Annotated in this window: 24 protein-coding genes; 16 read left to right on the forward strand and 8 right to left on the reverse strand. The window is 55.8% G+C overall.

The window, feature by feature from the left end; translation table 11 throughout:
• Nucleotides 1–2: 2 nt before the first annotated feature.
• From hemX to hemC, 3 genes are read right to left on the reverse strand one after another with little or no spacing between them, the layout of a single operon-like run.
• The gene (hemX, locus tag LH86_RS05960; RefSeq protein WP_039299269.1) at nt 3–1,187 is read right to left on the reverse strand and encodes a uroporphyrinogen-III C-methyltransferase; all 1,185 of its coding nucleotides are present in this window, start codon (nt 1,185–1,187) and stop codon (nt 3–5) included.
• 18 nt (nt 1,188–1,205) lie between these two features.
• Complete coding sequence (gene hemD, locus LH86_RS05965) at nt 1,206–1,952, reverse strand: uroporphyrinogen-III synthase (protein WP_039299271.1); 747 nt, start codon at nt 1,950–1,952, stop codon at nt 1,206–1,208.
• On the reverse strand, nt 1,949–2,890 hold the full coding sequence (hemC, locus tag LH86_RS05970; RefSeq protein WP_008455526.1) for a hydroxymethylbilane synthase: 942 nt from the start codon (nt 2,888–2,890) through the stop codon (nt 1,949–1,951). Before hemC ends, hemD begins: the two co-directional genes overlap by 4 nt.
• A 287-nt stretch (nt 2,891–3,177) precedes the next feature.
• On the opposite strand from hemC, the gene cyaA reads away from it, so the two are divergent.
• Nucleotides 3,178–5,727 carry a class I adenylate cyclase gene (gene cyaA / locus LH86_RS05975; RefSeq protein WP_039299275.1) on the forward strand — a complete coding sequence of 850 codons (2,550 nt, stop codon included), beginning with the start codon at nt 3,178–3,180 and terminating at the stop codon, nt 5,725–5,727.
• Here cyaA and cyaY read toward each other — a convergent pair whose 3' ends face one another.
• On the reverse strand, nt 5,728–6,048 hold the full coding sequence (gene cyaY / locus LH86_RS05980; protein WP_008455522.1) for an iron donor protein CyaY: 321 nt from the start codon (nt 6,046–6,048) through the stop codon (nt 5,728–5,730).
• Nucleotides 6,049–6,332: 284 nt separating this feature from the next.
• On the opposite strand from cyaY, the gene lptM reads away from it, so the two are divergent.
• From lptM to corA, 8 genes are all read left to right on the forward strand, one after another.
• Nucleotides 6,333–6,539, forward strand: a complete 207-nt coding sequence (gene lptM, locus LH86_RS21935; RefSeq protein WP_008455520.1) for an LPS translocon maturation chaperone LptM — start codon at nt 6,333–6,335, stop codon at nt 6,537–6,539.
• 38 nt (nt 6,540–6,577) lie between these two features.
• Nucleotides 6,578–7,402 (forward strand): diaminopimelate epimerase, encoded by an 825-nt coding sequence (gene dapF, locus LH86_RS05985; RefSeq protein ID WP_008455518.1) that lies wholly within the window; start codon nt 6,578–6,580, stop codon nt 7,400–7,402.
• Nucleotides 7,399–8,103 (forward strand): DUF484 domain-containing protein, encoded by a 705-nt coding sequence (locus tag LH86_RS05990; RefSeq protein ID WP_039299278.1) that lies wholly within the window; start codon nt 7,399–7,401, stop codon nt 8,101–8,103. The genes dapF and LH86_RS05990 overlap by 4 nt, the downstream gene beginning before the upstream one ends.
• The gene (gene xerC, locus LH86_RS05995; RefSeq protein ID WP_039299281.1) at nt 8,100–9,005 is read left to right on the forward strand and encodes a tyrosine recombinase XerC; all 906 of its coding nucleotides are present in this window, start codon (nt 8,100–8,102) and stop codon (nt 9,003–9,005) included. The genes LH86_RS05990 and xerC overlap by 4 nt, the downstream gene beginning before the upstream one ends.
• Nucleotides 9,005–9,721: a 5-amino-6-(5-phospho-D-ribitylamino)uracil phosphatase YigB gene (gene yigB, locus LH86_RS06000; protein WP_039299284.1), complete on the forward strand. Its 717-nt coding sequence runs from the start codon at nt 9,005–9,007 to the stop codon at nt 9,719–9,721. Before xerC ends, yigB begins: the two co-directional genes overlap by 1 nt.
• Nucleotides 9,722–9,790: 69 nt before the next feature.
• A complete protein-coding gene (gene uvrD / locus LH86_RS06005; RefSeq protein WP_039289227.1) occupies nt 9,791–11,953 on the forward strand; it encodes a DNA helicase II in 2,163 nt (720 codons plus the stop codon).
• 149 nt (nt 11,954–12,102) lie between these two features.
• Entirely contained in the window at nt 12,103–12,159 is a 57-nt protein-coding gene (gene ysgD / locus LH86_RS23010; protein WP_353591484.1) for a YsgD/CorL family protein, read from the forward strand.
• A 165-nt stretch (nt 12,160–12,324) separates the two neighbouring features.
• A complete protein-coding gene (gene corA, locus LH86_RS06010) occupies nt 12,325–13,275 on the forward strand; it encodes a magnesium/cobalt transporter CorA (protein ID WP_039289228.1) in 951 nt (316 codons plus the stop codon).
• 33 nt (nt 13,276–13,308) lie between these two features.
• On the opposite strand, the gene rarD is transcribed toward corA, so the two are convergent.
• Together rarD and yigI are read right to left on the reverse strand one after the other, a co-directional pair.
• Nucleotides 13,309–14,211 (reverse strand): EamA family transporter RarD, encoded by a 903-nt coding sequence (rarD, locus tag LH86_RS06015; RefSeq protein WP_039299287.1) that lies wholly within the window; start codon nt 14,209–14,211, stop codon nt 13,309–13,311.
• A 52-nt stretch (nt 14,212–14,263) separates the two neighbouring features.
• The gene (gene yigI, locus LH86_RS06020; RefSeq protein ID WP_008455502.1) at nt 14,264–14,734 is read right to left on the reverse strand and encodes an acyl-CoA thioesterase YigI; all 471 of its coding nucleotides are present in this window, start codon (nt 14,732–14,734) and stop codon (nt 14,264–14,266) included.
• 168 nt (nt 14,735–14,902) lie between these two features.
• Here yigI and pldA point away from each other — a divergent pair, with 168 nt between their 5' ends.
• From pldA to rhtC, 3 genes are all read left to right on the forward strand, one after another.
• Entirely contained in the window at nt 14,903–15,769 is an 867-nt protein-coding gene (gene pldA / locus LH86_RS06025) for a phospholipase A (RefSeq protein WP_039289230.1), read from the forward strand.
• A 63-nt stretch (nt 15,770–15,832) separates the two neighbouring features.
• Nucleotides 15,833–17,662: an ATP-dependent DNA helicase RecQ gene (recQ, locus tag LH86_RS06030; protein WP_039299290.1), complete on the forward strand. Its 1,830-nt coding sequence runs from the start codon at nt 15,833–15,835 to the stop codon at nt 17,660–17,662.
• Between the two features lie 64 nt (nt 17,663–17,726).
• Nucleotides 17,727–18,347, forward strand: a complete 621-nt coding sequence (rhtC, locus tag LH86_RS06035) for a threonine export protein RhtC (protein WP_039299294.1) — start codon at nt 17,727–17,729, stop codon at nt 18,345–18,347.
• Here the strand turns inward: rhtC and rhtB are convergent, their stop codons facing one another.
• On the reverse strand, nt 18,348–18,968 hold the full coding sequence (gene rhtB, locus LH86_RS06040; RefSeq protein WP_008455495.1) for a homoserine/homoserine lactone efflux protein: 621 nt from the start codon (nt 18,966–18,968) through the stop codon (nt 18,348–18,350).
• 100 nt (nt 18,969–19,068) lie between these two features.
• Between rhtB and pldB the strand changes: the two genes are divergently transcribed.
• The 3 genes from pldB (at nt 19,069) to LH86_RS06055 (ending at nt 21,911) form a co-directional block, all read left to right on the forward strand.
• On the forward strand, nt 19,069–20,061 hold the full coding sequence (pldB, locus tag LH86_RS06045; protein WP_039305955.1) for a lysophospholipase L2: 993 nt from the start codon (nt 19,069–19,071) through the stop codon (nt 20,059–20,061).
• Nucleotides 20,062–20,093: 32 nt separating this feature from the next.
• The gene (gene yigL / locus LH86_RS06050) at nt 20,094–20,900 is read left to right on the forward strand and encodes a sugar/pyridoxal phosphate phosphatase YigL (RefSeq protein ID WP_039299296.1); all 807 of its coding nucleotides are present in this window, start codon (nt 20,094–20,096) and stop codon (nt 20,898–20,900) included.
• 111 nt (nt 20,901–21,011) lie between these two features.
• Complete coding sequence (locus LH86_RS06055) at nt 21,012–21,911, forward strand: carboxylate/amino acid/amine transporter (RefSeq protein WP_039299301.1); 900 nt, start codon at nt 21,012–21,014, stop codon at nt 21,909–21,911.
• Here the strand turns inward: LH86_RS06055 and metR are convergent.
• Complete coding sequence (gene metR, locus LH86_RS06060) at nt 21,799–22,752, reverse strand: HTH-type transcriptional regulator MetR (protein ID WP_008455485.1); 954 nt, start codon at nt 22,750–22,752, stop codon at nt 21,799–21,801. The genes LH86_RS06055 and metR overlap by 113 nt on opposite strands.
• 117 nt (nt 22,753–22,869) lie before the next feature.
• On the opposite strand from metR, the gene metE reads away from it, so the two are divergent.
• On the forward strand, nt 22,870–25,131 hold the full coding sequence (metE, locus tag LH86_RS06065) for a 5-methyltetrahydropteroyltriglutamate--homocysteine S-methyltransferase (RefSeq protein ID WP_039299304.1): 2,262 nt from the start codon (nt 22,870–22,872) through the stop codon (nt 25,129–25,131).
• Nucleotides 25,132–25,166 lie beyond the last annotated feature (35 nt).

Raw genomic sequence — 25,166 nt, forward strand, 5'->3', positions numbered from 1 at the left:
GCTTATTCCCCCTGACTTACGGCAGGTGCCGGCTGAGCCGGTGCCGCTTCTGGCTGTGCGTTATTGGCGACAGGACTGGCCGGCTGGGCAAGCAAATTGCGAACCCGGGTTTGCATCAGCTTTTCAAGCAGGGCCTGGCTTTGCAGCGTTTGCGGAATATCCATATGAATGCTTTGCTGGCTCAGGCCATCAAGCTCTTCAAGGAACGCTTTGGTGGCGGAATCATTGGTGTCGTAATAGGCGCGAACCCACGTTGAAACGTTATCCAACGCCTGCTTGTAAGTATCTTCCTGATGGCGTGGCACCGCCTGCGCGGCGACTAGCAAGCGGGAGCGGATGTTTTCGCGCAGGTAGATATCCTGATTAGGTGCCAGGAGCGGAACAGCGGTTTCGTCGCGGCGGCGGATAGTAATAAAGCTATCCATAAAGCTGTGCCAGCTTTTCACCAGATTTTGGCGCCATTCGGTGATAGTCCCCGACAGCTCGCTGCTGTCAGAATCCATCGGGGAATCATCGCTGTCGTTGTCGGCCAGACGCAAATTATCCAGGCCGTTAGAAAGCTGATTTAGTTTGAGGATAATCCCGTCGTAGTCGACCTGCGTTACCGTAGACAGCGTCGAAATGTCGTCTGTCAGCGCACGGCGAGCGGTTATCAGACTTGGATCGTTCATATCTGCCAGGCTGGCGTCAGCGCTTTTCAATAACGCAGCGGCCGTGGTGACATCCTGATCGCTCCACAGCTTGCGGCCGGCCAGTTTCACCAGGAAATCGGCCTGTGCCAGCAGCCAGGTTTTGGAATCGCTACCCGAAATAGTCGCGACTTTTTGCTGCACTTCGTCCAACTGACGTGCCAGCACGGCCTGCTGTTTGTTGGCGTCGCTAAGTGCGGTCGTCTGCTGTTTTAGCGACGCTTCGAATTCGCTTTTTTGTTCTTCTTGCTGTTTTTGCAGGGCAATCAGCTGATTTGCCAGCGCATCGCTGGTAGCCGTCTGAGTGGATGCCTGATGCTTACCATAGCTATAAAGCCCGCCACCTAATGCCAGGGCAATGGCAATCGCGATGGCCCCCAGCGCAATACCTGCAATTCCGGAACGATTTTTCTTCGTCACGGGCTCGGCGTGTGATGGCGTCTCCGCCGCGGGTGTGGTTTCCTCAACTATGGCGGAGGAAGTATTTTGTTCCGTCATTGTGGCGTCCTGTTATTGTTAGGTGTGTTGTAACGCACGAAGCAGCGCGTCATTGTCCGCATTCGCGGCGACCCGAATATTCTGCCAACCCAATGTCCTGGCAAGGCTTGCCAAACGCTCGCTGACAACAAGTAACTGGCAGCGAAGTAACCAGTTCTCGCGATACCAGTCAGGCGTAAGCGTATAAAGCTGCTGTAGCATTTCGCCGCTGGTCACGACCAGCGTTGAGATCCCCCGGGCGTGCCAACGGTGGGCTTCTTCTGTTCCATCGTAAATAATAGCGCTTCGCTGATAGCACTCACAGAAACTGACTTCGGCACCTCGCGCTTCCAGCGTTTCGGCCAACAGTTCACGCCCGCCATTACCGCGTAAAATCAATGCGCGCTTACCAGCAACATTTTGTAATTCCGGTAATTGTAGCAAGATTTCGCTGGTTTCCCGATCTTGTGGGTAACGAATAGGAATATGGCTGACGGTATGGAAAGCCAGCGCGGTCGTTCTGCCGATGGCGAACCAACTGAGATTGCCCGGCCACGGGATGCCGTTACGGCGCAAAAGTGGGGCGACATAGTCAATGACGTGCTGTGAGAGGACAAAGACCAGATCGCCTGGTGCGAGCGCCGCAAGCTGGGCCGGAAGCTGCGATAGTTGCCGGCCGGGCGAGAACTCGATAAGCGGGAAGCTGTAAGCCACCTGCCCGAGTGTGCGCAGTCGGCTCACTAACTCTTCCCCGGCTGGGGAGGGGCGGGTGACGAGGATCGTCATGCGGGAGCGTCTCCATCATAAACGTCGGCGAGGATTTCCCTGGCGCCGTTATTCAACAGCTCTTCGGCCAGTGAAACACCCATTGCCACGGCATCTTCCGGCTTACCTCGACGTTCACCACGAACCATAATGGAACCGTCCGGAGCGCCAACTAATGCGCGCAGCCAAAGCTCGTTATCTTTCAGCTCTGCATAGCTGCCGATCGGCACCTGACAGCCACCTTCAAGGCGCATATTCATTGCACGTTCGGCGCTAACGCGAACGGCGGTTTCATGGTGATTCAGCGGTGCCAGCAGTGCTTTGGTGCGTTCATCGTCCAGGCGACATTCGATGCCGACGGCGCCCTGGCCGACCGCGGGTAAAGATACTTCCGGCGGTAAGGCGTAGCGAATGCGATCCTGCATCTCAAGGCGGTTTAGCCCGGCGACGGCAAGAATAATGGCATCGTATTCGCCTTTATCCAGTTTACCAAGGCGGGTGCCAAGATTGCCGCGCAGGGAACGAATCACCAGATCTGGACGCTGCTCGGCTATCTGACACTGACGGCGCAGGCTTGAGGTGCCCACAATGCTGCCGGCAGGCAACTCATCCAGCGTTTGATAATGATTGGAAACAAAAGCGTCGCGGGGATCGTCGCGCTCGCAGATGGTGACCAGCCCCAGACCTTCAGGGAATGCCACCGGCACATCTTTCAGGGAATGGACGGCGATGTCCGCGCGCCCGTCCAGCATTGCCAGCTCCAGCTCTTTAACGAACAGCCCTTTGCCGCCGACTTTGGCAAGCGGCGTATCCAGCAAGACGTCGCCACGGGTGACCATTGGCACCAGTTCAACGGTGAGCTGTGGGTGAAAAGCTTCAAGACGTTGCTTAACATAATGTGCTTGCCAAAGTGCAAGGGGACTTTGGCGAGTGGCAATTCTGAGTATATTGTCTAACATGCTTGTTACCGTAATTATCGTCCACTGACCATCCTACCACTCTTAGCGGAAGGCTGTCAGGTTCGGCGGTTTTTCCGGCAACAGAGGGACATGATTCGTATTATGGAAGAAACAGCCTGTGGCCAGGGCGTCTACCACTTTGGTAGCGCATCTTTCTTTACGGTCAACAGGCAAGGTGTTAAATTGATCACGTTTCCAGCAATTGCTGTCCCGATCGTTTATAATAATGGGGACAACAACCAGGAAACGGGTTTTTTCGTAATACTGAAACCATCAGGCGATACGTCTTGTACCTCTATATTGAGACACTTAAACAGAGACTGGATGCCATCAACCAACTGCGCGTAGATCGTGCGCTTGCTGCTATGGGGCCTGCCTTCCAACAGGTCTACAGTCTACTGCCAACGTTATTACATTATCATCACCCGCTGATGCCGGGTTACCTTGACGGTAACGTTCCCCGCGGCATTTGCCTCTACACGCCTGATGAAACCCAACGCCACTACCTGGACGAACTCGAACTGCAACGCGGCATGCCGCCTCAGGAGACGCCCGCGGGCGAACTGCCGATCACCGGCCTCTATTCTATGGGCAGCACCTCCTCCGTGGGGCAGAGCTGCTCATCTGACCTTGATATCTGGGTTTGCCACCAGGCCTGGCTCGATAACGACGAGCGACAACTGCTGCAGCGCAAATGCAGCCTGCTGGAAAGCTGGGCGGCCTCCCTTGGCGTTGAGGTCAGTTTCTTCCTGATTGATGAAAACCGTTTCCGCCACAACGAAAGCGGCAGCCTGGGCGGCGAAGACTGCGGTTCTACCCAGCACATCTTGCTGCTGGACGAATTTTACCGCACTGCGGTACGTCTGGCCGGGAAGCGCATTCTGTGGAACATGGTGCCGGGCGATGAAGAAGAGCATTACGATGATTACGTGATGACCCTTTACGCGCAGGGTGTCCTGACGCCGAACGAATGGCTCGATCTTGGCGGTTTAAGCTCGCTGTCTGCTGAAGAGTACTTTGGTGCCAGCCTGTGGCAGCTCTATAAAAGCATCGACTCGCCGTATAAAGCTGTGCTGAAAACGCTGCTGCTGGAGGCGTATTCCTGGGAATACCCGAACACGCGCCTGCTGGCAAAAGACATTAAACAGCGCCTGCACGACGGCGAAATTGTCTCCTTTGGCCTCGATCCGTACTGCATGATGCTGGAACGCGTCACCGAGTACCTGACGCAAATCGAAGATCATGCGCGTCTGGACCTGGTGCGCCGCTGTTTCTATCTGAAAGTTTGTGAAAAACTTTCCCGTGAGCGCGCCTGTGTTGGCTGGCGCCGTGAAGTTTTAAGCCAACTGGTGAAGAGCTGGGGCTGGGACGAAGCGCGTCTGGCGATGCTGGACAACCGTGCAAACTGGAAAATCGACCAGGTCCGCGAAGCGCACAACGAGCTGCTCGACGCGATGATGCAAAGCTACCGCAACCTGATCCGCTTTGCGCGCCGTAATAACCTTAGCGTTTCCGCCAGTCCGCAGGACATCGGCGTATTAACGCGTAAGCTGTACGCTGCGTTTGAAGCTTTGCCTGGTAAAGTGACGCTGGTAAACCCGCAAATTTCCCCGGATCTGTCTGAACCGAACCTGACCTTTATCCATGTGCCGCTTGGCCGTGCGAACCGCTCTGGTTGGTATCTCTACAACCGCGCGCCGAACATGGACTCCATCGTCAGCCATCAACCGCTGGAATATAACCGTTATCTTAATAAGCTGGTGGCGTGGGCCTACTTTAACGGCCTGCTGACCTCGCGTACCCGCCTGTTTATTAAGGGCAACGGTATTTGTGATTTGCCTAAGTTGCAGGAGATGGTGGCGGATGTCTCCCATCACTTCCCACTGCGGCTCCCGGCACCGACGCCAAAAGCATTGTATAGCCCGTGCGAGATTCGCCATCTGGCGATTATCGTCAACCTTGAATATGACCCGACGGCCGCCTTCCGCAATCAGGTTGTGCACTTCGACTTCCGCAAACTGGATGTGTTCAGCTTCGGTGAGCAGCAGCAGTGCCTGATTGGCAGCGTTGACCTGCTGTATCGCAACTCGTGGAATGAAGTGCGTACCCTGCACTTTAACGGCGAGCAGGCGATGATCGAGGCATTGAAAACCATTCTTGGGAAAATGCACCAGGACGCCGCGCCGCCGGATAGCGTGGAAGTCTTCTGCTACAGTCAGCACCTGCGCGGTCTGATCCGCACTCGCGTGCAGCAGCTGGTGTCTGAATGCATCGAGTTCCGTCTTTCCAGCACGCGTCAGGAGCCGGGCCGCTTTAAAGCGCTGCGCGTCTCCGGGCAGACATGGGGCCTGTTCTTCGAGCGTCTGAATGTCTCGGTACAAAAACTGGAAAACGCCGTTGAGTTTTATGGTGCGATTTCGCACAACAAGCTGCATGGCCTGTCGGTGCAGGTTGGCACTAACCAGGTTCAGTTGCCAGCGGTGGTGGATGGCTTTGCCAGTGAAGGGATTATTCAGTTCTTCTTTGAAGAAGCCAGTGAAGACCAGGGCTTCAACATCTATATCCTGGATGAAAGCAATCGGGCGGAAGTCTATCATCATTGCGAAGGCAGCAAAGAAGAGCTGGTGCGCGACGTCAGCCGCTTCTACTCCTCGTCCCACGATCGTTTTACCTACGGCTCAAGCTTCATCAACTTCAACCTGCCGCAGTTCTATCAGATTGTGAAAACGGATGGGCGGGTGCAGGTCATTCCGTTCCGCACCCAGTCAATCACAACAGCCGCGCCGGTTAATCAGGATGACAACTCAGCGCCGCTGCTGCAGCAGTACCAGCCGTAATCAGCGGAAGCTAACCGCTTCACCCGCCTGCTGCGTGCTGGCTTCTTCCAGCAACTGCCAAAACTCTGCGCCGCTCCGGTCGCAAATCCATTCGTCACCTTTCAGGTTGAAATGGTAGCCGCCGCTTTTGGTCGCCAGCCACACCTGATGCAAAGGCTCCTGGCGGTTGATAATGATTTTGCTGCCGTTTTCAAAGCTGATGGTCAGCACGCCACCGTTGATCTCACAATCAATATCGCTATCGCCGTCCCAGTCATCCAGACGCTCTTCAATCGTGCGCCACAGGTTATCGGCTAAAAGGTGAAATTCGCTGTCGTTCATGTCTGCTTCCTGTTGGGATTTCAGGGCAGTATAAGAGCATCGCCGGTAATTAGAAACTGCGGCTCAGGTATCATTCAGGGCCGTAATACTCATCCGTTTCATCTGTACCACCTTTTGAAAGACAACCTGCGTCAGCGATGAGAAGGGGCCAGCTACCAGCGATTATTTTCTTGCCCGGTTGGCAGCCTGGTGATTTTCAGCGGTCTGGGCGACGAAGAGTATTGCTTTTCAGGGGTCACCTGCGATGATAGACGGCAGAATAGTGAATCACAGGCTACCCGATTATGAAGAAGATTTTCTGCCCTCTAGCTTTGGCACTGACGCTCGTCAGCCTCACCGGTTGCGGCCTGAAGGGGCCCCTTTATTTCCCTCCGGCTGATAAAAAAGCGACACCGACAACGCATAGCGCAACCCCAGAACAACCTGTCCAGACGGCACCTGTCCGCAACAGCCGCGGCATTGATGATGCCCCGACTCAGGTTGTTTACTAGCTAAATCGTGCTTTGTAACCGCGCTAATGGAGCAGAAGATGCAGTTCTCTAAAATGCATGGCCTCGGTAATGACTTTATGGTCGTCGACGCGGTGACGCAGAATGTTTATTTCTCTCCGGAGCTGATCCGTCGGCTTGCGGATCGTCATCTTGGCGTCGGCTTCGATCAACTGCTGATCGTTGAGCCTCCCTACGATCCCGATCTCGACTTTCATTACCGGATCTTTAACGCTGACGGCAGCGAAGTTTCCCAATGTGGTAACGGGGCGCGCTGTTTTGCCCGCTTTGTGCGCCTGAAAGGGCTGACCAATAAGCGTGAAATTCGCGTCAGTACCGCCAATGGCAGAATGGTGCTGAGCGTGACGGAAGATGAGATGGTGCGAGTCAATATGGGCGAGCCTAACTTCGATCCTTCGCAGGTGCCGTTCCGGGCAAACAAAGCAGAAAAGACCTATATTATGCGTGCCGCCGAACAAACCATTATGTGCGGCGTGGTTTCAATGGGTAACCCGCATTGCGTCATTCAGGTCGATGACATCGAAACCGCCGCGGTTGAAAGCCTGGGCCCAGTGATGGAAAGCCATGAACGCTTTCCTGAGCGAGCCAACATCGGCTTTATGCAGGTGGTGAGCCGCGAACACATCCGGCTGCGCGTTTACGAACGCGGTGCGGGCGAAACTCAAGCCTGCGGCAGCGGAGCCTGTGGTGCAGTGGCGGTTGGTATTCAACAAGGATTACTGGCGGAACAGGTGCGCGTTGAGCTGCCTGGTGGCCGTCTTGATATCGCCTGGAAAGGGCCTGGGTCACCGCTTTACATGACCGGCCCGGCGGCCCACGTCTACGATGGATTTATACATCTATGAAGAATGCCGAGGAACAGCAAGAAGCCCTTCTTGAGCTTAACGATGTCGCGGTTGCCGAGTATTTACAGCGCAACCCTGATTTCTTTATTCGCAATGCCCACCAGGTGGAGAGCATGCAGGTTCCTCACCCGGTGCGCGGCAGCGTTTCGCTGGTGGAGTGGCATATGGCCCGCAGCCGTAACCACATCAACCACCTCGAAGAGAATATGACGCTGCTGATGGAGCAGGCGAGCGCTAACGAAGGCCTGTTCTATCGGCTACTGAAGCTTCAGGGGCGGCTGGCTTCGGCTTCCAGCCTGCAGGAAATGCTGAACCGGCTGCATCGCTGGGCGCGGGACATAGGTCTTGCCGGGGCGAATATCCGGCTTTTTGCTGACCGCTGGCGTATCGGTGCTCCGTCAGACTTTACGCATCTCGCGCTGAACCGCCAGGCCTTCGAGCCGCTGCGTATTCAGCGTCTTGGCGAAAGCCAGCACTACCTCGGCCCGCTTAATGGCCCGGAACTTTTGTTGGTCTTGCCGCAGGCAAAAGCCATTGGTTCCGTTGCTCTGTCGCTGATGGGCAACGAGGGCGATCTTGGCGTTCTGCTGTTCAGCAGCCGCGACCCACAACATTATCAACAGGGGCAGGGCACTCAGCTGCTGCACGAGCTGGCGCTGATGCTGCCAGACTTGCTGGAGCGTTGGATTGAACGGGCATGACCACTTCCGTATTAACATCTCACGTTGATGGTTTTCTGCGATACCTCAAGGTTGAGCGTCAGCTCAGCCCGCTCACTCTCCTGAACTACCAGCGCCAGCTCACGGCGATTATTAACATTGCCGAAGAGATGAAGCTCACCAGCTGGCAGCAATGCGATGCCGCCGCCGTGCGCTCACTGGCCGTGCGTAGCCGCAGGGCAGGCCTGCAGGCCTCTAGCCTGGCGTTAAGACTTTCGGCACTACGCAGTTTTTTCGACTGGATGGTTAGCCAGGGCGAGCTGAAAGCGAATCCCGCCAAAGGTATCACTACGCCAAAAGCCGGCCGACATTTGCCTAAAAACATCGAAGTTGATGATGTGAACCATCTGCTGGACATCGATCTGAACGATCCGCTGGCCGTGCGCGATCGCGCGATGCTGGAAGTGATGTACGGCGCAGGCCTGCGTCTTTCCGAACTGGTGAACATGAACTGCGGTCATATCGATCTTTCCACCGGAGAGGTCTGGGTGATGGGGAAAGGCAGCAAAGAGCGCCGCGTACCCGTTGGCCGGAGCGCGGTGACCTGGGTTGAACACTGGCTGGATTTACGCGAACTTTTTGGCCCGGACGACGATGCGTTATTTCTGGCGAAAACGGGAAAGCGAATATCCGCCCGCAATGTGCAAAAGCGGTTTGGCGAATGGGGTATCAAGCAGGGGCTAAGCAGCCATGTGCATCCCCACAAATTGCGTCACTCTTTTGCCACCCACATGCTGGAATCCAGCGGCGATTTACGCGCCGTTCAGGAACTGCTTGGGCACGCCAACCTGTCCACTACGCAAATCTATACCCATCTCGACTTTCAACATTTAGCCTCGGTGTATGATGCCGCGCATCCACGCGCCAAACGGGGGAAATCGTAATGCATTTTTACCGCCCGCTCGGGCACATTGCTGCTCTGACGTTCGATCTCGACGATACGCTTTATGACAATCATCCGGTGATCCTGCGCACCACTCAGGAGTCTCTGGCCTTTATGCAGAATTATCACCCGAAGCTCAGCGCGTTTACCGCCCTGGATTTTCATCGCAGCCGCGAGACGCTGCGAGTGAAAGAACCGGACATTTATCATGATGTCACCGAATGGCGCCGCCGCGCCGTCGAGCAAATAATGCTGGATGCCGGGCTTAGCCCGGAAGAGGCTTTTGCCGGTGCCGGTGCCGCCATGGAGAACTTCGCAAAATGGCGCAGCCGCATCGACATCCCACAGGAAACGCACGACACGCTGGCAAAGCTTGCTGAAAAATGGCCGCTGGTGGCGATCACCAACGGTAACGCAGAGCCGCACCTGTTCGGGCTGGATAACTACTTCGAATTCATTCTGCGGGCCGGGCCGGACGGGCGAGCTAAGCCTTTCAGCGATATGTATCACACTGCTGCGCAGCGTTTAGGTGTGCCGCTCGAGCAAATTCTGCATGTCGGCGATGATCTGACCACCGACGTGGCCGGTGCCGTGCGCTGCGGAATGCAGGCCTGTTGGATTAACCTGCGCGAAGGCGACCTGATGCGGATAGATGACAGCCGTCTGTTGCCGCATCTGGAGATTTCGCGGTTGGCATCCCTCACCGCGCTGATATAATCAGCAGCAACTCTGTACAAATTTCCAGTAGTTGGCTGGGCCAACTCTTTCTCTTTTTCGGCGGTGCCAATGGACGTTTCTTACCTGCTCGACAGCCTCAACGACAAACAGCGCGAAGCGGTCGCCGCCACGCGCAGCAATATGCTGGTGCTGGCCGGGGCGGGCAGTGGTAAGACGCGCGTTCTTGTGCACCGCATTGCGTGGTTGATGACGGTCGAAAACTGCTCGCCGTACTCCATCATGGCGGTGACCTTTACCAACAAAGCGGCGGCGGAAATGCGCCACCGTATCGGCCAACTGATGGGCACCAGCCAGGGCGGCATGTGGGTCGGTACTTTCCACGGCCTGGCCCACCGCCTGCTGCGCGCGCACCATATGGACGCCAACCTGCCGCAGGACTTCCAGATCCTCGACAGCGAAGATCAGCTCCGCCTGCTGAAACGCCTGATTAAAGCGATGAACCTGGACGAGAAGCAATGGCCGCCGCGCCAGGCGATGTGGTACATCAACGGCAAAAAAGACGAAGGCCTGCGTCCGCATCACGTTGAAAGCTACGGTAACCCGGTGGAGCAAACCTGGCAGAAGGTATACCAGGCCTATCAGGAAGCCTGCGATCGCGCCGGGTTGGTAGACTTTGCTGAGCTGCTGCTGCGCGCCCACGAACTGTGGCTGAACAAACCACATATCCTGAACCATTACCGCGAGCGCTTCACCAATATCCTGGTGGACGAATTCCAGGATACCAACAGTATTCAGTATGCGTGGATCCGCCTGCTGGCCGGAGACACCGGCAAAGTGATGATCGTGGGCGATGATGACCAGTCGATCTACGGCTGGCGCGGGGCGCAGGTTGAAAATATCCAGCGCTTCCTGAATGACTTCCCGGGGGCACAAACGATTCGTCTGGAGCAAAACTACCGCTCGACGAACAACATTCTGAATGCGGCTAACGCCCTGATCGCCAATAACTCTGGCCGACTCGGCAAAGAGCTGTGGACCGACGGCAGCGACGGCGAACCTATTTCGATTTATTGCGCATTTAACGAACTGGATGAAGCCCGCTTTGTAGTAAACCGCATTAAAACCTGGCAGGAAAACGGCGGGGCGCTGGAGCAATGCGCCATTCTGTATCGCAGTAACGCCCAGTCTCGCGTGCTGGAAGAGGCGCTGCTGCAGGGCAGTATGCCGTACCGTATTTACGGCGGGATGCGTTTCTTCGAACGCCAGGAAATCAAAGACGCGCTCTCTTATCTACGCCTGATTGCCAACCGCAATGACGATGCTGCCTTTGAACGCGTGGTGAATACACCAACCCGCGGGATCGGTGACCGCACGCTCGACGTTGTGCGCCAGACCGCGCGCGACCAGCAGCTGACACTGTGGCAATCTTGCCGCCTGCTGCTGCAGGAAAAAGCGCTGGCCGGTCGTGCGGCGTCGGCCCTGCAGCGCTTTATGGAGCTGATTGACGCGCTTGCCCATGAAACGGCGGATATGCCGCTCCACGTCCAGACGGACCGGGTGATTAAAGATTCCGGTCTGTTCATCATGTATGAGCAGGAGAAAGGCGAGAAAGGACAGACCCGTATTGAGAACTTAGAAGAGCTGGTGACGGCCACGCGCCAGTTCAGCTACAACGACGAAGACGAAGATCTGATGCCGCTGCAGGCGTTTCTCTCCCATGCCGCGCTGGAAGCGGGGGAAGGCCAGGCGGATACCTGGCAGGATGCGGTGCAGCTGATGACGCTGCACTCGGCCAAAGGTCTGGAATTCCCGCAGGTGTTTATCGTCGGGATGGAGGAGGGCATGTTCCCAAGCCAGATGTCCCTCGACGAGGGTGGCCGTCTGGAAGAAGAGCGCCGCCTGGCCTACGTGGGCGTTACCCGTGCGATGCAAAAGCTAACGTTGACCTATGCGGAAACGCGCCGCCTGTACGGCAAAGAAGCCTACCATCGCCCGTCGCGCTTTATCGGCGAGCTACCGGAAAACTGCGTGGAAGAGGTTCGCCTGCGCGCAAGTATCAGCCGCCCGGTCAGCCATCAGCGAATGGGGACGCCTATCGCCCAGAACGATTCTGGCTTTAGCCTGGGGCAGCGCGTACGCCATCCTAAGTTCGGTGAAGGGACTATTGTGAACCTGGAAGGTAGCGGGGAGCACAGCCGCCTGCAGGTGGCGTTCCAGGGGCAGGGAATCAAGTGGTTAGTCGCCGCTTATGCACGCCTGGAAACCGTGTAACCTACAGAAATTAATTACAATTTTTAGTGCGTGGGCTACCCTTAATATGTCACTGGCATGAACTTGTTCAGCCGTGTCCCGTTGCGTGTTGACGCCATATTAGTGGTGGCGTAACATGCGCGCACGAATACGCTAAGAGGACACTCGCCTTGGACACACCCAGTAGATGCTGGCTCAATAACCTGTCATCCAGGTACAACTTCTAAGGCTATCCTCTGATGCTGATAGCCTTCGTGGTTGTCAGCGACCTCGTGTATTTTCATTCCGTCGCCCCTTGAGTCAGACTGTTTAATGGTCTGAAACCTCTATTGTTTCTGTCTGTGTGCCAACCGAATTGTCCCTGATCTTTTTTTGCATTGGGAGTCCCGGTCATGCTGAGCGCATTTCAACTGGAAAATAATCGCCTTGCCCGCATTGAGCTGGACGAGACGGATACCCTTGCCAATTCGGTATGGGTCGATCTCGTCGAGCCGGAAGAGAGCGAGCGAGAGCGAGTGCAAACGGAACTTGGCCAAAGCCTGGCAACCCGACCAGAGCTGGAAGACATCGAAGCGTCCGCGCGTTTTTTTGAGGACGAAGACGGCCTTCACATCCACTCCTTTTTCTTCTTTGAAGATGCGGACGATCACGCGGGCAACAGCACCGTCGCTTTTACCATTCGTGAAGGCCGCTTGTACACGCTACGTGAGCGCGAGCTACCTGCGTTTCGCCTGTACCGCATGCGCGCCCGTAATCAGTCCATGGCGGACGGCAACGCGTGGGAGTTGCTGCTGGATCTGTTTGAAACCAAAATCGAACAGCTGGCGGATGAAATCGAAAACATCTATAGCGACCTGGAACAGCTTAGCCGCGTGATCATGGAAGGGCATCAGGGCGACGAATATGACGCCGCGCTTTCGACGCTGGCGGAACTGGAGGATATCGGCTGGAAGGTTCGCCTGTGCCTGATGGATACCCAGCGCGCGCTGAACTTTCTGGTGCGTAAGGCGCGTTTGCCGGGCAGCCAGCTGGAGCAGGCTCGCGAAATCCTGCGAGACATCGAATCCCTGCTACCGCATAACGAATCCCTGTTCCAGAAGGTTAACTTCCTGATGCAGGCGGCGATGGGCTTCATCAACATCGAGCAGAACCGCATCATCAAGATCTTCTCGGTGGTTTCGGTTGTCTTCCTGCCGCCAACGCTGGTAGCGTCCAGCTACGGGATGAACTTCGAGTTTATGCCTGAGCTGAAGTGGAGCTTTGGCTATCCCGGCGCGATCATCTTTATGATGCTCGCTGGTTTAGCGCCCTATCTCTACTTTAAGCGTAAGAACTGGTTGTAAGAAAAAAGGAGCCCAAAGGCTCCTTTTTTACTTCTATTTCAGCGACGTTGCTTTCGTTCGACGCTGAGTATAAACCGCATCGGCGATAAACAGCGCCAGCGCCGCCCAGATAAAGCCAAAAGTAATCAGCTTATCTTCCGTCACCACTTCGCCGTAGAACGTCACCGCCAGCACGAACATCAGCGTCGGCCCTAAATACTGGAAGAAGCCCAGCGTTGAAAGGCGCAAACGGGTCGCGGCCGCAGTAAAGCAAAGTAGCGGCACTGTGGTGATCACCCCGGCGGCGATAAGCATCAGGTTCAGCGTCCACGGGTTCATCCCCATATGGCTGGTGGTACTGTCGGCAATGCCAAACAGATAAATGCCCGCAATCGGCAGCAGCCACAGCGTTTCGAACAGCATCCCGGTTTGTGCATCAACGGCAATCTTTTTGCGGATCAGGCCATAGAAAGCGAAGCTGAAGGCCAGGCCCAGGCCGATGATCGGCAGCGAACCGAAAGTCCAGAGCTGAACCAGCACGCCACAGAAGGCCAGCAATACCGCGACCCACTGCATTCGCCGGAAGCGTTCACCCAAAAACAGCATCCCCAGCAGCACGTTCACCAGCGGATTAATGAAGTAGCCCAGGCTGGCTTCCAGCATGTGCTGATTATTCACCGCCCAGATATATAGCAGCCAGTTCCCGCCAATCAGCACGGCGCTTAACGCGAGTGCGAGGATCTTTTTACGGTTCTGGCAGGAGCGTTTCACCTGCGGCCACTGGCGGCAGACGGTGATCAGCGCCAGCATAAAGAAGAATGACCAGATAACGCGGTGGGTCAGGATTTCGGTCGCCGGTACATAGTGAATCAGTTTGAAATATACCGGCGCGATGCCCCAGATGAAGTAGGCCGTCAGGGCAAGCAAGATCCCCTGACGTGTCTGTTTCGGATCCATGAAAAAAACTCAGCAAAAAAATAGTGAGCAAATAATAACAGGGTTTACATCCTTACCCTACCATGTAGGTAGCCGTTGCGCTGGCGATGTGCAGTTGATCCTGGTTATGCAGCTCTACGCGCGCCACCGCAACTTTATTACCGGCGCGCAACAGGCTGCTGCTGGCCGTGAAGCGTTCTCCCCGGCCCGGACGCAGATAATCCACGCGCAAATCGATGGTGCCCATTTTTGACAGGCGCTGGCGAAGTTCGTCTTCGGTGATGGTGTCATGGCGAGTCAGCGTACTGCCTACGCAGACCAGGCCTGCCGCCACGTCCAGCGCGGAGGCAATAACGCCACCGTGCAAAATACTTTGCGCCCAGTTGCCCACCATCATTGGTTGATTATTAAAACTCAGTTGGGCGAACGCTTTTTCGTAACGCTCCAGCTCCAGGCCAAGCGCGCGGTTGAACGGCATGTGATACACAAAGATTTCGCCCACTAGCTTGAGGGCGGCTTCTGTGGTCAGTACAGGGGAAGACATCGTTCATTCCTCGAACAAATAACGAATAAGTTAACAAAGTGTGTAGTTTATGCTTCTCAATTGTTGCTTTCCACTTTCGGAACAGCAGAGACGTGCTTTGAGGCATCCTGCTGTAAAATGTTTGGCGATAAATATTTAGACACTTTTTTGTTATGGAGAACGGGACTAATGCTGAAACCTTTGGGGTGGGGAGTCGCCGCGATGCTGCCTTTAACCGCCTTCGCACAAGAAACCACTATCGATAAGATCCACGACAAGCCCGCGGTGCGAGGCAGCATCATTGCTAATCTGCTGCAGGAACACGACAACCCTTTCACGCTGTACCCGTACGACACGAATTACCTGCTGTACACCTGGACCAGCGATATGAACAAAGAGGCAATCAGCTCTTATGACTGGGCCAGCAACGCGCGTAAAGATGAGGTGAAGTTCCAGCTCAGCCTGGCCTTCCCGCTGTGGCGCGGTATCCTGGGGGATAACTCCGTGCTGGCCGCCTCCTATACCCAAAAATCCTGGTGGCAGCTCTCTAACCGCAATGAATCCTCTCCGTTTCGTGAAACCAACTATGAGCCTCAGCTATTCCTCGGCTTTGCAACGGATGCAACGTTTGCGGGCTGGACATTGCGAGACGTAGAGTTTGGCTATAACCACGACTCAAACGGCCGTTCTGACCCAACCTCGCGCGGCTGGAACCGCCTGTACACCCGCCTGATGGCACAAAACGGCGACTGGCAGGTGGAAGTGAAACCCTGGTATGTGGTGGGGAGCGTTGAGGACAACCCGGACATCACCAAATATATGGGCTACTACCAGCTTAAGGTTGGCTATGCGCTGGGTGAGGCGATTTTCAGCGTGAAGGGGCAATACAACTGGAACAGCGGCTACGGTGGGGCAGAATTTGGTGTGAGCTACCCGATCTCGAAAAACGTTCGCTTCTATACCCAGGTCTACAGCGGCTACGGCGAATCGCTGATCGATTACAACTTTAACCAGACACGGGTTGGCGTAGGCGTTATGCTAAACGATCTTTTCTAAAGCATTGCAGTTTCTCTTCCAGGCGCTGAAAATGGCGCCTGAATTTTAGGTAGTGGGGATAGCGTGGCACAGGCGGAAGTAATCAATCAGGCGTCGCTGGCGAGACAGGTTCTGCAGGATACCTTCGGGTATCAACAGTTCCGTCCAGGTCAGGAAACCATCATTGACACGGTGCTGGAGGGGCGTGACTGCCTGGTGGTAATGCCGACCGGTGGCGGTAAATCCCTGTGTTATCAAATTCCTGCGCTGGTGTTTGGCGGCCTGACCGTGGTGGTCTCTCCGCTGATTTCGCTGATGAAAGACCAGGTCGATCAGCTGCTGGCAAACGGCGTGGCGGCGGCCTGCCTTAACTCCACCCAAACCCGCGAACAGCAGCTCGAAGTGATGACCGGCTGCCGTACCGGGCAGATTCGCCTGCTGTATATCGCCCCTGAGCGCCTGATGATGGACAACTTTATTGACCATCTCAGCAACTGGCAGCTTTCGATGGTGGCAGTGGATGAAGCCCACTGCATTTCACAATGGGGACACGATTTCCGCCCGGAATATGCCGCCCTTGGTCAGCTTCGCGAAAGATTGCCTGCCGTCCCCTTTGTTGCATTAACGGCCACGGCGGATGACACCACCAGGCTCGATATCGTGCGCCTGCTGGGGCTCCACGATCCGTTTATCCAAATCAGCAGCTTTGACCGGCCGAATATTCGCTACATGCTGATGGAGAAGTTTAAGCCGCTCGATCAGCTCACCCGCTATATTCAGGAACAGCGCGGTAAGTCCGGGATTATTTACTGCAACAGCCGGGCAAAAGTGGAAGACATCGCCGCCCGACTGCAAAGCAAAGGTATCAGCGCCGGTGCTTATCACGCGGGGCTGGAGCATCAGGTGCGTGGTGAAGTGCAGGAAAAATTCCAGCGCGACGATCTGCAAATTGTGGTCGCGACCGTCGCGTTTGGCATGGGTATCAACAAGCCGAACGTGCGTTTTGTCGCCCACTTCGATATTCCCCGCAACATCGAATCTTACTATCAGGAAACGGGCCGTGCCGGGCGCGATGGCCTGCCTGCGGAAGCGATGTTGTTCTACGATCCGGCGGATATGGCCTGGCTGCGTAAATGCCTTGAAGAAAAAGCGCCGGGACAGCTGCAGGACATCGAGCGCCACAAGCTCAACGCCATGGGCGCGTTTGCCGAAGCACAAACCTGTCGCCGCCTCGTGTTGCTGAACTACTTCGGCGAAGGTCGCCAGCAGTCTTGCGGCAACTGTGATATATGCCTCGATCCGCCTCGTCGCTATGACGGCCTGATGGACGCGCAAAAAGCGCTGTCCTGCATTTATCGCGTCGGCCAGCGCTTTGGGATGGGCTACGTGGTTGAAGTGCTGCGTGGTTCTAACAATCAGCGCATCCGCGACCTTGGCCACGACAAGCTGAAGGTTTACGGCGAAGGCCGCGAACATACGACGGAGCACTGGGTCAGCGTGATCCGCCAGCTCATCCACCTCGGCGTGGTGACGCAAAATATCGCCGCTCACTCAGCGCTGCAGCTCACGGAAGCGGCACGTCCTTACCTGCGTGGTGAAGAGCCGCTGATGCTGGCGGTGCCACGCGTAGTTGCTATCAAGCCTCGAGCCAGCCAGAAAGTCTTTGGCGGCAATTACGATCGCAAACTGTTCGCCAAACTCAGAAAGCTGCGTAAATCTATCGCGGACGAAGAAAATATTCCGCCTTATGTGGTATTCAACGATGCCACGCTGATTGAAATGGCGGAGCAGATGCCGCTGTCGCCCGGTGAAATGCTGGGCATTAACGGGGTGGGGACGCGCAAACTTGAGCGCTTTGGTCGCCCGTTTATGACGCTGATCCGCGACCACGTTGACGGCGTGGATGAAGAGTAGCCTGCCGCGAGGAAAAGTGGCAGGATAATGACTCTTCGAATTATCTGCACGCGAGCTATTCCCTATGTTAATGCTATTTCTGACCGTGGCGCTGGTGCACATCGTTGCCCTGATGAGCCCGGGGCCTGACTTTTTCTTTGTTTCCCAGACAGCCGTAAGCCGCTCTCGCAAAGAGGCGATGATGGGCGTGCTGGGGATCACCGCTGGCGTCATGGTTTGGGCGGGCGTGGCGCTGCTAGGCCTGCACCTTATCCTTGAAAAAATGGCCTGGCTGCATAACATCATCATGGTTGGCGGCGGGCTGTATCTTTGCTGGATGGGCTATCAGATGCTGCGCGGCGCATTCAAGAAAGAAGCTAAAGGCGAAGAAGCGCCGAAAGTCGAGCTGGCGAGCGGTGGGAAGAGCTTTGTGAAAGGGCTGTTGACGAACCTGGCTAACCCGAAAGCGATTATCTACTTCGGCAGCGTGTTTTCGCTATTTGTCGGCGACAACGTGGGTAGCGCCGAGCGCTGGGGCCTGTTTGTGCTGATCGCGATTGAAACCTTCGCCTGGTTCACTATTGTGGCGAGCCTGTTCGCATTACCAAAAATGCGTCGCGGCTATCAGCGCCTCGCCAAATGGATCGACGGTATGGCGGGCGCGCTGTTCACCGGGTTTGGTATTCACCTGATCATCTCCCGATAATCAGGCCTGGCGTGCTCCCGCAAGCAGCGCGCCAACCAGCATAAACAGCGAGCCAAAGACCCGGTTCAAGGCTTTCATCTGGCGCGGCCCTTTAATCCAGGCTGCAATCCGCTTGGCCAGGGTCGCGTAGCCAATCATCACAATAATATCGACGACGACTGTGGTAACACCGAGCACAACGTACTGCATCGCCTGGGGCTGATGCGGGACAATAAATTGCGGGAAGAGGGCGGCAAGAAACACGATGCTTTTCGGGTTGGTCAGGTTAACAAACACCGCTCGCTTGAACAGTTTGCTGCGCGGTTGGGTGGTGGCTAGCGTATTTAAATCCAGCGCGCCAGCGGCTCTCCATTGCTGGATCCCCAGCCAGATAAGATAGGCCACCCCTGCCCACTTCAGCACTTCAAAAGCCAGCAGCGAGCGTGAAAACAGAGCCCCAAGCCCAACGCCAACCAGCACAATATGCAGCGCCAGCCCGGTTTGTAGCCCGGTAATTGACGCAGCCGCACCGCGATAGCCGTGGCTGATGGCGGTGGTCATCGTATTGATGGCCCCGGAGCCGGGGGAAAGGCTAAGAATTATTGTGGTTAGCAGATAGGTAAACCACCACTCGAAGGTCATGCGAAACTCCCTGAACGCGCGCTTTTATGCCACAATACGCTATTGTTGATAAGCGTGCCACGGGCCCTAAAAAAACCACAGATACCTGATGCCGACCCCTATGTCTCAGCATAAAAATGGATGGTTAGAACGGGAAGGCGCATTTGCTGCTTTTGCCACAGGTCCCCTGACGGACTTTTGGCGCAAGCGGGAAGAGCGCGAATTTACCGGCGTGGATGACGTGCCGGTTCGCTACGTTCGTTTTTGTTCGCCGCAGCACGATCGTGTGATTGTTGTCTGTCCTGGCAGAATAGAAAGCTACGTGAAATATGCTGAGCTGGCGTATGACCTTTTCCACAGTGGGTTTGATGTTTTGATCATCGACCACCGCGGGCAGGGGCGTTCAGGGCGTATGCTGTCGGACTCCCACCGTGGCCACGTTGTCAACTTTAGTGACTATGTCGAAGATTTTGACCGCTTTTACCAACAGGAAGTGGCGTCAGGACACTGGCGTAAACGCTATCTGTTGGCCCATTCGATGGGCGGCGCGATTGCCGCGTTATGGCTACAGCAAGCACCGGACGCTTTTGATGCGGTCGCGCTCTGCGCCCCGATGTTTGGTATTATCCTGCGCTGGCCGGAATGGATGGTGCGCCATATTCTTGACTGGGCCGAAGGGCATCCACGTATTCGGGAAGGATACGCCATTGGGACGGGCCGCTGGCGTGCGCTGCCGTTTAGCGTTAACGTCCTGACCCACAGCGAAGAGCGGTACCGCCGCAGCCTACGTTTTTATGCTGATGAGCCAGCATTGCGGGTGGGCGGGCCAACGTTCCATTGGGTACGAGAAGGGATCCTCGCCGGAGAAAAGGTGTTAGCAGGAGCCACTGCTATCACCACGCCGATCTTTCTACTCCAGGCGGAAGAGGAGCGAGTGGTCGATAACCGCGCGCACCAGCAATTCTGCGAAATTATGGCCTCGGCGGGCCACCCTTGTGAGGGGGAAACACCTTACGTCATTGAAGGCGCGTATCACGAGATCCTGTTTGAGAAGGACGCTATGCGAGCCAGAGCATTGTCTGCCGTGCTTGAGTTTTTCGACCGGCATAACTAATTGAAAATATCTCTCCAGAGGCTGATATCCCTATGTACCATGTTGTTGCTTCAGATTTAGATGGCACCTTGCTGTCTCCCGATCATTTCCTCTCCGCTTACGCGAAAGAAACGTTAAAACTGCTCACCGCCGAAGGCGTTAACTTTGTTTTTGCGACCGGCCGACACCATATCGACGTGGCGCAAATTCGCGACAACCTTGAGATCAAGGCGTACATGATCACCTCGAACGGCGCTCGCGTGCATGACACTGAGGGTAATCTGTTCTTCTCCCACGATCTCGACCACGACATCGCCCAGGATCTGTTTGGCGTGGTGCATAACAACCCGGATATCGTAACCAACGTCTACAAAGGCGACGAGTGGTTTATGAACCGCCACCGCCCGGAAGAGATGAAATATTTCCAGGAAGCCAAATTCAGCTACACCCTGTTTGAACCGGGCCTGCTGGAAGCCGACGGCGTCAGCAAAGTATTCTTTACCTGCGACGATCACGACACGCTGTTGCCGCTGGAACAGGCGATCAACGCCCGCTGGGGTGACCGCGTTAACGTCAGCTTTTCGACACTGACTTGCCTGGAAGTGATGGCGGGCGGTGTCTCCAAAGGGCACGCGCTGGAAGCCGTCTCGAAAGCGATGGGTTACAGCCTGAAGGATTGCATTGCCTTTGGCGACGGCATGAACGACGCCGAGATGCTGAGCATGGCGGGCAAGGGCTGCATCATGGGCAACGCCCATCAGCGTCTGAAAGATCTGCTGCCTGAGCTGGAAGTGATTGGCACCAACGGCGATAACGCCGTGCCGCACTATCTGCGCAAACTGTTCCTCAAAGCTGAGTGATCGGTAAATGACGAGTGGTTTATTAATAACCACTCGTCAACTAAATAGTTAAGCCAATGTAGCATCCTCTCAGTACAATGGCGCAATCTTGTTCGTTGTGGATTGCTCATTGTGCCATTACTCATCATTACCACGATTCTGTGGGCCTTCTCGTTTAGCCTGATTGGGGAATACCTTGCCGGGCATGTGGACAGCTATTTCTCGGTGCTGATGCGCGTTGGTCTGGCGGCGCTGGTGTTTCTGCCGTTCCTGCGTTTTAAAGGCTATCCGCTTAAAACCTTGCTGCTGTACATGCTGGTGGGGGCGCTACAGCTGGGCGTGATGTACCTCTTCAGCTTCCGCGCTTACCTCTATCTCACGGTATCCGAATTCCTGCTTTTCACGGTAATGACGCCGCTGTACGTCACGCTGATCTACGACTTACTGAGCGGCAATAAACTGCGCTGGGGTTACGCGCTGAGTGCGGTACTGGCGGTGATTGGCGCGGCGATTATTCGTTACGACAAAGTGAGCGATCACTTCTGGATCGGCCTGCTGCTGGTGCAGGGGGCGAACATCTGCTTCGCCATCGGTATGGTGGGCTACAAGCGCCTGATGGAAACGCACCCGATGCCGCAGCACTGCGCGTTTTCGTGGTTCTATCTGGGGGCGTTTATTGTCGCCGTTGTGGCCTGGTTTGCGCTTGGCAATCCGCAGAAACTCCCCACCACGACGCTACAGTGGGGGATTTTGGTCTGGCTTGGCGTGGTTGCTTCCGGGCTGGGCTATTTTATGTGGAACTATGGCGCAACTCAGGTGGACGCCGGCACGCTTGGTATCATGAACAACGTGCACGTCCCGGCCGGGCTGCTGGTGAATCTTGCCATCTGGCAGGAGCAGCCCCACTGGCCGAGCTTTATTATTGGGGGAACGGTGATAATGGCCTCGCTGTGGGTACATCGCCGATGGGTCGCTCCGCGTTCTTCACAAACGGTAAATGGTCGCAGGCATGCTGGCGCGTCGAGCGAATAAACGCTTCGGTCACCGGCTGACGCTGTTCTCCGTCACGTACCGCGGCGTAGAGCCGACTCCATAAACCTTCACCCAGGGTTCTGGTGACAATCAGGCCCTGGTGCTCAAAGCTTTCCACCACCCAATGCGGCAGGGCGGCAATCCCCATCCGTGCCGACACCATCTGAATCAGCAGCAGCGTGTTATCCACGTTTTTCAGTGAGGGGCTAACCCCTGCGGGCTGCAGGAAATGACGCCAGATATCCATGCGCTCACGCTGCACCGGATAGATAAGCAGCGTTTCAAGCGTTAAGTCCTCAGGTTCAATGCTCTCTTTCTTCGCCAGTGGGTGGTCGGTCGCCATCACCAGTCGCACTTCAAAATCAAACATCGGCGAATAATGTAGCCCGCTCCGCGGCAAAATATCGGAAGTCAGAACGATATCCAGCTCGCCCTGCTGCAGCGCAGGCTGCGGATCAAACGTCACGCCGGATTTAAAGTCCATCTCCACCTGCGGCCAGTGCTGGCGGAAATTCTCCAGCGCAGGCGTCAGCCACTGAATACAGCTGTGGCATTCAATCGCAATGCGTAACCGGGTCTGATGCGGCTCATTGCAGGCCTGCAGGGCACGGCCAATTTGTGGCAACACTTGTTCCGCCAGCTGCAGCAGGATCTCCCCTTGCGGCGTAAAGCGAAGTGGCTGACTTTTACGGATAAACAGGCGGAAGCCGAGCCGCTGCTCCAGATCGCTGAACTGGTGAGAGAGGGCCGACTGAGTCTGATGCAGGGCGGCGGCAGCGGCGGCCAGCGAACCGCTGTGTCGTAACGCTTGCAGCGTCCGCAGGTGTTTAATCTCGATCATGAAAGTCCTTCACTTCGGCATGAACAAATTGCGCTTGAGGATTATACAGTACCTGCTGATTATAGAAGTGTAAACATCTGGATGGCTAAATACATCGCACCGAATAGAGGAAAGACCATGACAATCCATAATCACACCCTGGGGTTCCCTCGCGTCGGCCTTAAGCGCGAGTTGAAAAAAGCACAGGAAAGCTACTGGGCAGGGAATACCTCCCGCGAAGAATTACTGGCGGTTGGCCGCGAACTGCGTGCCCGCCACTGGGACCAACAAAAACAAGCTGGCGTCGAATTACTGCCGGTAGGCGATTTCGCCTGGTACGACCATGTTCTGACCACCAGCCTGTTGCTCGGTAATGTGCCGGCTCGTCATCAGAACAAAGACGGCAGCGTCGATATCGATACGCTGTTTCGCATCGGTCGTGGCCGGGCACCAACCGGCGAGCCTGCCGCCGCCGCAGAAATGACCAAATGGTTCAATACCAACTACCACTACATGGTGCCGGAATTTACTAAGGGGCAGCAGTTCAAACTGACCTGGGCGCAGTTGCTGGAAGAAGTCGACGAGGCGCTTGCGCTGGGCCACAAGGTGAAACCTGTCCTGCTTGGGCCAGTGACTTACCTGTGGCTGGGCAAAGTGAAAGGTGAACCGTTTGATCGCCTGGGCCTGTTGAAAGATATTTTGCCGGTCTACCAGCAGGTGCTGGCCGAATTGGCGAAGCGTGGCGTTGAGTGGGTACAAATCGATGAGCCTGCGCTGGTGCTGGAGCTGCCAAAAGCATGGCTGGAAGCCTTCAAACTCGCTTACGACGCGCTGACCGGCCAGGTGAAGCTGCTGCTTACCACCTACTTCGAAGGCGTGGGGCCAAACCTGAACACCATCACCGCACTGCCGGTGCAGGGTCTGCACGTTGATTTTGTGCATGGCAAAGATGACGTGAATGACATCCATAAGAAACTGCCTGCAAACTGGCTACTCTCTGCGGGGGTTATCAATGGTCGTAACGTCTGGCGTGCCGATCTAACGGAGAAATATGCTCAGTTAAAAGATCTGGTGGGTAAACGTGAGCTATGGGTGGCATCTTCCTGTTCCCTGCTGCACAGTCCCATTGATCTGAGCGTAGAAACTCGCCTGGATGCCGAAGTGAAAAGCTGGTTTGCTTTTGCCCTGCAGAAGTGTGCCGAGTTGTCTCTGCTGACTGAAGCGTTAAACAGCGGGAATACCGCAAAAATTGCTGAATGGAGCGCACCGATTCTGGCTCGTCGTCAGTCCAAACGTGTGCACAATGCCGCTGTCAGCGAGCGTCTGGCTAAAATTACCGTTCAGGACAGCCAGCGCCAGAATGCTTACACTGCCCGTGCGGCGGCACAACGTGAACGCTTCAACCTGCCTGCCTGGCCAACGACGACCATCGGATCCTTCCCACAAACAACTGAAATTCGCGGCCTGCGCCTGGACTTCAAAAAGGGAAAACTGGACGCCAACAACTATCGGACCGGTATCGCCGAACATATTAAACAGGCGATTGCTGAGCAGGAACGTCTGGGCCTGGATGTGCTGGTGCACGGCGAAGCCGAGCGTAACGACATGGTTGAGTATTTCGGCGAGCATCTGGACGGCTTCGTCTTTACTCAAAACGGCTGGGTGCAGAGCTACGGCTCTCGCTGCGTGAAGCCCCCGATTGTTATCGGTGATATCAGTCGCCCGGAGCCGATCACCGTTGAGTGGGCCAAATACGCGCAGTCCCTGACCGACAAACCAGTTAAAGGCATGCTGACCGGCCCGGTGACGATTCTTTGCTGGTCCTTCCCGCGTGAAGATGTTTCCCGCGAGACTATCGCGAAGCAGATTGCGCTGGCCTTGCGTGATGAAGTAGCGGATCTGGAAGCCGCAGGTATCGGTATCATCCAGATTGATGAACCCGCTCTGCGAGAAGGTTTACCGCTTCGCCAGTCTGACTGGCAGGCTTATCTGGAGTGGGGCGTGGAAGCCTTCCGTCTGAACGCCGCCGTGGTGCGAGATGACACCCAAATCCACACCCACATGTGCTACTGCGAGTTCAACGACATCATGGACTCCATTGCGGCGCTGGATGCGGACGTGATCACCATCGAAACTTCCCGTTCCGATATGGATCTGCTGGAGGCGTTTAAAGAGTTTGAATACCCGAATGAAATCGGGCCTGGCGTGTACGACATCCACTCTCCAAACGTTCCGGATGTGCAATGGATTGAAGCCCTGCTCAAGAAAGCGGCGGAATCCGTTCCGGCAGAGCGCCTGTGGGTTAACCCGGACTGCGGCCTGAAAACCCGTGGCTGGCCGGAAACCCGTGCGGCGCTGGCTAACATGGTGCAAGCGGCGCAGAATCTGCGCACCGCTTGATGCCAGGCACAAAGGGGGCTTATTAGCCCCCTTTC

Origin of the sequence: Cedecea neteri (assembly GCF_000758325.1) — a bacterium.
Lineage (GTDB): Bacteria > Pseudomonadota > Gammaproteobacteria > Enterobacterales > Enterobacteriaceae > Cedecea > Cedecea neteri_B.

Excerpts from the sequence above, each read along its gene's own strand:
- metR (WP_008455485.1), bottom strand. The coding sequence starts at position 22,752 with ATGATCGAGATTAAACACCTGCGGACGCTGCAAGCGTTACGACACAGC.
- corA (WP_039289228.1), top strand. The coding sequence starts at position 12,325 with ATGCTGAGCGCATTTCAACTGGAAAATAATCGCCTTGCCCGCATTGAG.
- yigI (WP_008455502.1), bottom strand. The coding sequence starts at position 14,734 with ATGTCTTCCCCTGTACTGACCACAGAAGCCGCCCTCAAGCTAGTGGGC.
- rhtB (WP_008455495.1), bottom strand. The coding sequence starts at position 18,968 with ATGACCTTCGAGTGGTGGTTTACCTATCTGCTAACCACAATAATTCTT.
- xerC (WP_039299281.1), top strand. The coding sequence starts at position 8,100 with ATGACCACTTCCGTATTAACATCTCACGTTGATGGTTTTCTGCGATAC.
- dapF (WP_008455518.1), top strand. The coding sequence starts at position 6,578 with ATGCAGTTCTCTAAAATGCATGGCCTCGGTAATGACTTTATGGTCGTC.
- LH86_RS05990 (WP_039299278.1), top strand. The coding sequence starts at position 7,399 with ATGAAGAATGCCGAGGAACAGCAAGAAGCCCTTCTTGAGCTTAACGAT.
- lptM (WP_008455520.1), top strand. The coding sequence starts at position 6,333 with ATGAAGAAGATTTTCTGCCCTCTAGCTTTGGCACTGACGCTCGTCAGC.
- metE (WP_039299304.1), top strand. The coding sequence starts at position 22,870 with ATGACAATCCATAATCACACCCTGGGGTTCCCTCGCGTCGGCCTTAAG.
- hemC (WP_008455526.1), bottom strand. The coding sequence starts at position 2,890 with ATGTTAGACAATATACTCAGAATTGCCACTCGCCAAAGTCCCCTTGCA.
- rhtC (WP_039299294.1), top strand. The coding sequence starts at position 17,727 with ATGTTAATGCTATTTCTGACCGTGGCGCTGGTGCACATCGTTGCCCTG.
- yigL (WP_039299296.1), top strand. The coding sequence starts at position 20,094 with ATGTACCATGTTGTTGCTTCAGATTTAGATGGCACCTTGCTGTCTCCC.
- cyaY (WP_008455522.1), bottom strand. The coding sequence starts at position 6,048 with ATGAACGACAGCGAATTTCACCTTTTAGCCGATAACCTGTGGCGCACG.
- hemX (WP_039299269.1), bottom strand. The coding sequence starts at position 1,187 with ATGACGGAACAAAATACTTCCTCCGCCATAGTTGAGGAAACCACACCC.
- yigB (WP_039299284.1), top strand. The coding sequence starts at position 9,005 with ATGCATTTTTACCGCCCGCTCGGGCACATTGCTGCTCTGACGTTCGAT.
- uvrD (WP_039289227.1), top strand. The coding sequence starts at position 9,791 with ATGGACGTTTCTTACCTGCTCGACAGCCTCAACGACAAACAGCGCGAA.
- pldB (WP_039305955.1), top strand. The coding sequence starts at position 19,069 with ATGTCTCAGCATAAAAATGGATGGTTAGAACGGGAAGGCGCATTTGCT.
- pldA (WP_039289230.1), top strand. The coding sequence starts at position 14,903 with ATGCTGAAACCTTTGGGGTGGGGAGTCGCCGCGATGCTGCCTTTAACC.
- hemD (WP_039299271.1), bottom strand. The coding sequence starts at position 1,952 with ATGACGATCCTCGTCACCCGCCCCTCCCCAGCCGGGGAAGAGTTAGTG.
- rarD (WP_039299287.1), bottom strand. The coding sequence starts at position 14,211 with ATGGATCCGAAACAGACACGTCAGGGGATCTTGCTTGCCCTGACGGCC.